This is a genomic window from Armatimonadota bacterium, from assembly GCA_020354555.1.
GTDB lineage: Bacteria > Armatimonadota > Hebobacteria.
The window spans coordinates 1-6,882 of the sequence record CP070648.1 but is presented as its reverse complement, the minus strand read 5'-3'; the positions used below and the strand labels follow the sequence as shown (position 1 = coordinate 6,882).

The window sequence follows — 6,882 nt, the reverse complement described above, 5'->3', positions numbered from 1 at the left end:
CAGATATCAATCACCAGCGCCACGGCCGATCGCTCCGCCTCGTCGGTCGTCGCCCAGGCCGCGGCGAGGCCGGCGAGCACTTCCTGCTCCATGGTCAGGCTCGCCGCCTCGACGCATCGTTCGAGGTTGTCGAGGGCGGTGCTGGTGGCGGTTACGACATAGGCGTCAACCTGCACGCGCCGGGCGGCCATTCCGAGAGGACTTGAGATGCCGCGCTGCCCATCCAGCGCGAAGTCGCCCGGCAGCACGTGCAGCACCTCCCGCCCGGCGGGCAACTGCGCCCGCTCCACCGCTCGGCGCAGACACGCGTCGAGGTCACGCTCCCGCACCTCGTCGCCCGCGGGCTCGATATCGGCCCGCGACGGCAGCCCTTCTACGTGCTCCCCGGATACCGACAGCCATGCCCGGTCGCAGCGCACCGCCGCCGCGCGGCAGGCCCTCGCGGCGGCCTCGGCCACGGACGACGACGCGGAGCGCAGCTCGGCGACGAGACCCTTGCGTATCCCGACCGAGGTGGCCCGCCCCGCCCCAAGGATATGCGGAGCGCCCTCGCCGATCCGAACAGCGAGGGCGCAAGTCTTCGTCGTGCCCGGGTCAAGGGCAATGATTGTCCGTTCGCGAGCCACCGGTTCAGGTTGCCTTCAGCTCGTACGTTCCAACTCAGAGCCTGCTGCTGCGGGTCCGACCTCCGAGCGCCCCATTAGGAGCCGTCGCACGCGCCCCATATTATAGAAGATACGCACGCCCAGCGCCACCATCGGGGCGAGATAGAGGCTCATCCCCATGCGGTCGCCGATGTACGTGAGCGCGACCGCGGCGAGCGAGTTGAAGATGACGCCGGTGATGAAGATCGCGTCGTCGAAGCGTCCCTCCAGGCGCGCGCGCGCCCCGCCCGCTATCGCGTCCAGGCTCGCGAGGATGATGAGCGAGATGTAGTCCGCGTAGCCGAGGGGTAACGACACGTCGCCCAGCAGGACGTAGACCAGCAGAAAGCCGACAAGCAGTGCGAATAGTGGGAAGATGATCATAGGCTGCCTCTCCGCGGGCACGAACGATCCATCAGCTACTTCTCCAGGGGAACGGGTTGGGCGTGATGCAGCTTCGGGCTCACGCCCACGGCTTCGATCGTGATCTCTTTCTGGATCTCCACCCGGACCGGGAATTTCGAGGCACGAAACTGCTCGACGATCCCGCCCGGGATGTTGAGCGCGCCGGCGAGAGCGTCCGGATCGCCAATCGCTTTGATGACAAAAGGCGACGCCACGGGGACGTCGTTGATCTTGAGCACCGCCCCCGCGCAGCGAATGGCCGTGTTACCGACCACGCGTTGCCGGTTGACGGAAATCGCCTCCGCGCCCGCCGCGCGCAGCTCGTTCACCACCGGCCACAGGTCGTAATCATGCACCAGGAAGGGCTCCCGATTCTCTTTCGCCTGGGCGGCCAGCTCGCTGTCGTCCAGGCTCATCACGATGCCCGGCCCCCTGACCTCCACCAGGCCGAGGGCGATCTGGTAGTCGGTGAGCTGGTTCTTGAGCAGCCCGAATAGCTCCTCGCGCTGGGTGGATGCCTCGAGGTACTCGTTGAGCTGGGCGCGCAGCTGCTTGATCTCCTCCTCCTGTTTGTCGATCTGATTCTGGGAGTAGGCCAACATCTCGGCCAGCGCGTCGGAGCGCCCGCCGCGCGGAGGCAGCCCGGCTTTGCGCTGTGTCGTGAACTGAAGCGCCAGCAGGCCGCCGATGACGAAGCATACCGCCGTCACCGGCGCCACCCAACTCGCCATCCTGATTCGGATATGTCGCACGTCCATGGGTATCCATGCGCTCCTTCAACTACGACTTCACGCGCGGCTTCCACACCGCCGCGTCGGGGCAACTCACGTCAACGTATTCGACCTCGTGCAACGGCTGAAGCTGCATCAGCGCGACCTTGGCCTGACTCAGTTTGAGACGCAAGTGCTCCGCCCGCCCGAGGCGCAGACGTGTGCCGTCTGCCAGGCGCAGCTCGAGATCGCTCGGCCCGCGAACGACCGCCTCTCCGACCGTCAGCTCCGCCTCTTGCGCCGCCGTGAGCGCCGCCATCGCGCTCCGCAGCGCCGTGCAGTCCTGTCGCCGGCCGAGCTTGCCGAGATGCACCGTGACGCCCCTCAACTCCGGCAGCCCTTCCGCGCGCATGCGGTCAGCGGTGAACGCGATGCCCTGGCGGTCCAGTAACACAATACCCGCGCCGCAGCGGACGAATGCCGCCGGTATGCGTTCGCGGATGACAATAACCAACGTGCCGGGCCAGTCGCGCGCCACCGCGACCGAGTCCACGGCGGGTATGGCTGCGAGACGGCGACGGATCTTGCCCGTCGAAATGGCCCCGAGCTTCGCATCCGCGCCGATGCCCGCGCGAGACAGCACAGCCCCGGCGTCCAACGTCCTCACTCCGAGCAGCTTCACCTGACGCACGCGGAACCGCGGCGACAAGACGACGGCACAGGCGAGTTCGACCAGCAAGGCCGCCGACAACAGTGCCGCCGCCACGCGCAATGTCATCAGCAGATAATCCCGGCGCCGCCGCCGCGCGCCCCGTGGCGCTATCTCGTTATAGCGCTGCTCGTGCACCTGTTAGCGCTCCTCCAGAGCGAGTTCGATGATGCGGTCGAGCAGATCGCCGAAGCTCATGCCGGCGGCCTCAGCCGCCCGCGGCACCAGGCTCGTCTCCGTCAAGCCAGGCACGGTGTTGACCTCGAGCACGACCGGCCCCTCCGTTCCGGCGATCATGTCCACGCGGGCGACGCCGCGGCACCCCAGTGCCTCGAACGCGCCGAGGGCTGCTTCGCGCGCCCGACGGGCCACGTCGTCGCTGACGCGCGCGGGGACGATTTCCTCCGTTGCCCCCGGCGTGTACTTGGCGTGGTAGTCGTAGAACCCGCCCTCCGGCACGATCTCGACCAGCGGCAAGACCTGCGGGCTGCGGTTGCCCAGCATGCCGGCGGTGATTTCCGTGCCGCCCACGAACTGCTCCGCCAGCACGTGGGGGCCGTACTTCGCGGCGGTTTCCAGCGCCGCCGGCAGTTCGTCGCCGCGGCGGGCGATGGTGATGCCGATGGTCGAGCCCTCGCATGCGGGCTTGATCACCGCGGGGAGGCCGAGCGCGGACTCGATCTCCGCCGCGATGGAGCGCGGGTCAACGCAGTTGTCCATCCAGAAGTCTCGCCACTGCGGGGTGGGGATGCCCTCAGCCCTAAAGATCCTCTTTGCAGCGACTTTGTCCATGGCAAGCGCGCTGGCGAGGACGCCGGAACCCGTGTATGGTATGCCCAGCAGCTCCAGCAAGCCCTGGATGGCGCCGTCCTCGCCGCCCCGCCCGTGAAGCGCAATGAAGGCGACGTCAACCGCCGGCTCCGTCGAGTTGGGTTTGATGGCGCGCGGAACGAGCGGAGCAAGCGCGGTGAGGTCTGCCTCGGTGGGGCCTGCCGGGAGGCTGCCGGCAGGCGCGCCGCCCTCGATCCGATGCAGGGAGCCCGTATCGAAACCGAGTGCATCGTATTTGGCGGGGTCGAGGTGACGCAGCACCATGTTGCCGCTCTTGAGCGACACCTCGCGCTCGCTGGAGCGCCCGCCCATCAGCACCGCCACGCGCAGTTTGCTCACGCCGATCTGCCTACCATTCTCCAATGAGTTCGATCTCGGGCTCGAGCCATATGCCGTGGACGCGGAGCACTCGTTCCTGTACTTCGCACATCAGATTCCGCACATCGGCGGCGGTGGCCCGCCCGCGGTTGATGATGAAGTTCGCGTGCGTGGTCGAGACCTCGGCGTCGCCCACGCGCAGGCCCTTGCATCCTGCGCGATCCACGAGCTTGCCCGCCGCGATCTCCGGCGGATTCTTGAACACGCTCCCGGCCGACCGGCAGCCGAGCGGCTGGCGACTGCTGCGCTTGAGGTGCAGGCGGTGCATCTTCGCCCGCACCTCCACCGAATCCGCTTTCGTCAACCGCAGCCGCGCCCGCAGCACCACGTGCCGCGACAGGGTCAGGCTGCTGCACCGATAACCGTAGTTGAGTTCGGCGCACCGGATGTTGAACACGTTGCCGCCTTCATCCATCACCACCGCATCCTGCACCAGGTCGCCGATGGAGCCCGTATCCGTGCCCGCGTTGGTGACGATGGCGCCGCCGATCGTGCCGGGGATCCCCACCGTGCTCTCCAAACCGCTCCACCCAGCACGCGCGCACCGGTTGACCACCGTCGCCAGCGCCGCCCCCGCACCGGCGATCACGCCCTCGCCGTTGAAGTGGATGTCCTTGAACGCCGGCGAAAGCTTGATGACCGCCGCGCGAAAGCCCGCGTCCGCGACGAGCAGGTTGCTCCCGTTGCCGATGATCCGCAGTGCCACTCCCGCCTGTCGCAGCCATGCCGCTGCGAGCCGCAGGTCCTCCTCATCCTTGGGCTGGATGAAGATGTCCGCGCGCCCGCCGATGCGGAACGTCGTGTGGCGACTCATCGGCTCGTCAAGCCGCACCTCCCCGCGCAAGGCGGATTGCAGGTCCTTCAGACCGCGCGCCCGAGCCGACTGTGAGATCGTTCCGGCGCCGCCTGCCGCCGCGTTCACCCCGTGCATGCCGGTCTCCCTTCGACTGCTTGTGCCGGCGTGCAACGGCCTAGTCTCTCCACCAGATTCACTGCCACAGATCCGATATCACCGGCGCCGAGCACCAACACCCAGTCGCCGGCGGAAAGAGTCTCACTGAGGACACCCGCCACCTCGTCTTTCTGCGCCCGGAAATGCGTGTCCTCCTTGCCGCGCTTGCGCAGCGCCTCGACGATCGCGTCGCCGTTGAGACCCGCGCTCGGTTCCTCCCGCGCCGCGTACGCATCCGTCACGATGACGCGATCCGCCAGGGCCAGCGCGTCGGCGAACGCATCGAGAAAGTCGCGCGTTCGACTGTAGAGATGCGGCTGGAACACGACCACGAGCGCGCCGGTGCAGCGCGGCCGCGCAGTTGCCATCACGGCGCGGACTTCGGTCGGATGGTGCGCGTAATCGTCAACCACCGTCACGCCGCTCGCCGTGGTCGTTACCTGGAAGCGTCGCTCGACGCCGCCGTAGCATTCGAGTATCCGCACCGACTGCTCGGGATTGACGCCAGCGAGCGCGCACGCCGCCATTGCGCCCAGGGCGTTGAGCACGCTGTGGCGGCCCGGAACCGGGAGCCGGGCATCCACGCGTCCGTGGGGATGCACCGCGACGAACCTCATCCCGAGACCGTCGTCGCCGATGTCCACCGCGCGGAAGAGGGCCTGAGCCGCCGTGCCGTAGCTCACGGCTTCCGCACTCGCGTCGATCGCCAGCGACGTTGCGCGCGGGTCGTCCGCGCAGAACACCACGCGCCCACCGTCGCGGATGTTCCCCAGGAACTTGGCGAAGCTCTCGATCAGCCCCTGCTCGCTCTTATGATGGTCGAGATGTTCCGCCTCGACGTTGGTGACGACGGCGATCTCGGGCTCGAGATCGAGAAACGACTCGTAGGCCTCACACGCCTCGGCGACGAAGAAGTCGCCGCTGCCGATGCGCGCGTTGCCGCCGAAGGCGGGCAGTTCCCCGCCGACGAGCACCGTCGGATCGAGGCCGGCCTGCGCCAGGATGAAGCCGACCATCGCGGTAGTGGTCGTCTTACCGTGAGTCCCGGCGACCGCAATGCCGCGCTTCTCCGCCATCAGCTCCCCGACGAGTTGCGAGCGGCGCAGCACCGGCAGATTCAGTTCCCTGGCATGCAGGAGTTCCGGGCTGTCGTGTCTGATGGCGTCTGAGACAACAACCCGCGTCACCCCGGCGAGGTGAGCCGGGCTGTGGCCTTCGCTGAACGCGATGCCGAGGCCCTCGAGCTTGGCGGTGAGAGGGGAGGGGCGAATGTCGCATCCCGAGACGCGGTCGCCGCGCGAGCGCAGCACCTGCGCCACGGCGCTCATCCCGATGCCGCCGACGCCGATGAGGTGCGTATGAAGCTCGCGTTTGATGTGATTCATGCGCTTGCGGCGCGACGTGCGCGCTCCGTCCCGCGGCGGCTCACCGGGACTTCGACTACCCGCGGGACGCGCGAGGACTGGCGCGATACGTTCAGCAGCAGCCCGACCGCGGCCATGCTGAAGATCAACGACGACCCCCCGTAGCTGACAAAGGGCAGCGGCGCGCCCTTGGTCGGCACGATGCCCGTCACAACCGCGACATTGAGTATGACCTGCAGCGTGATCATCGCCGTGACGCCGGCCCCGACGAGTGCCGAGAACCGGTCGGTGGCGCGGAGAGAAGCCGCCGTGCCGCGCCACAGCAGCAGCCCGAACAGCGCGAGCAGCCCCCAGGTCCCGATCAACCCCGTCTCCTCCCCAATGATAGCAAAAATGCAGTCGGTCTCCGCCGCCGGCAGGTAGGAATACTTCTCGTGGCTCCCGCCCAGCCCGCGGCCGACCGGCCCCCCCGCGCCGAGCGCGATCACGGAATGCCGCAGTTGATAGCCGCTGGTCAGCGATGTCTCATGTGGGCGCAGCCACGACATGACCCGCTCCCTGCGGTACGGCTCGGCCATGATGGCAACCACGACAAACGCGAGCCCGATCACCGCGTAAACCGCCAGATGGCGCGCCCTCGCGCCACCGAAATGATATACGAGAAATGCAAGCGCAAGGATGACAACTGCGGTGCCGAGATCGGGCTCGATGACGACGAGAAAGGCGAGCACGGCGGCCGCCGCCATCGGCCACGCGAGCCCCTTGAGCGATCGCATGTCCCGTGGGTTCCCGACGGCGTATCTCGCAGCGGCGATGATGACGGCGAGCTTGGCGAACTCGGAGGGCTGGAGATGCAGGAAGCCGATTTGGAACCACCGCCGCGCGCCGT

General features: G+C 67.8%; 8 protein-coding genes. All 8 read right to left on the bottom strand.

Going from position 1 to position 6,882, the window contains the following annotated elements:
* Window positions 1–626: hypothetical protein (locus JSV65_00040; protein UCH34781.1), on the bottom strand; the 626-nt coding region annotated here is incomplete at its 3' end.
* Window positions 627–641: 15 nt separating this feature from the next.
* Window positions 642–1,028 carry a small basic family protein gene (locus JSV65_00035; GenBank protein ID UCH34780.1) on the bottom strand — a complete coding sequence of 129 codons (387 nt, stop codon included), beginning with the start codon at window positions 1,026–1,028 and terminating at the stop codon, window positions 642–644.
* Window positions 1,029–1,063: 35 nt separating this feature from the next.
* Entirely contained in the window at window positions 1,064–1,801 is a 738-nt protein-coding gene (locus JSV65_00030) for a DUF881 domain-containing protein (GenBank protein UCH34779.1), read from the bottom strand.
* A gap of 28 nt (window positions 1,802–1,829) precedes the next feature.
* Window positions 1,830–2,606: an FtsQ-type POTRA domain-containing protein gene (locus JSV65_00025; GenBank protein UCH34778.1), complete on the bottom strand. Its 777-nt coding sequence runs from the start codon at window positions 2,604–2,606 to the stop codon at window positions 1,830–1,832.
* A gap of 3 nt (window positions 2,607–2,609) precedes the next feature.
* The gene (locus JSV65_00020; GenBank protein ID UCH36656.1) at window positions 2,610–3,638 is read right to left on the bottom strand and encodes a D-alanine--D-alanine ligase; all 1,029 of its coding nucleotides are present in this window, start codon (window positions 3,636–3,638) and stop codon (window positions 2,610–2,612) included.
* Between the two features lie 10 nt (window positions 3,639–3,648).
* On the bottom strand, window positions 3,649–4,608 hold the full coding sequence (gene murB, locus JSV65_00015) for a UDP-N-acetylmuramate dehydrogenase (protein UCH34777.1): 960 nt from the start codon (window positions 4,606–4,608) through the stop codon (window positions 3,649–3,651).
* Entirely contained in the window at window positions 4,596–6,014 is a 1,419-nt protein-coding gene (locus JSV65_00010) for a UDP-N-acetylmuramate--L-alanine ligase (GenBank protein UCH34776.1), read from the bottom strand. Before JSV65_00010 ends, murB begins: the two co-directional genes overlap by 13 nt.
* Window positions 6,011–6,882 (bottom strand): FtsW/RodA/SpoVE family cell cycle protein (locus JSV65_00005; GenBank protein UCH34775.1); only part of this gene is annotated, 872 nt, incomplete at its 5' end. The genes JSV65_00005 and JSV65_00010, both read right to left, overlap by 4 nt.

Excerpts from the sequence above, each read along its gene's own strand:
- JSV65_00035 (UCH34780.1), bottom strand. The coding sequence starts at position 1,028 with ATGATCATCTTCCCACTATTCGCACTGCTTGTCGGCTTTCTGCTGGTC.
- murB (UCH34777.1), bottom strand. The coding sequence starts at position 4,608 with ATGCACGGGGTGAACGCGGCGGCAGGCGGCGCCGGAACGATCTCACAG.
- JSV65_00010 (UCH34776.1), bottom strand. The coding sequence starts at position 6,014 with ATGAATCACATCAAACGCGAGCTTCATACGCACCTCATCGGCGTCGGC.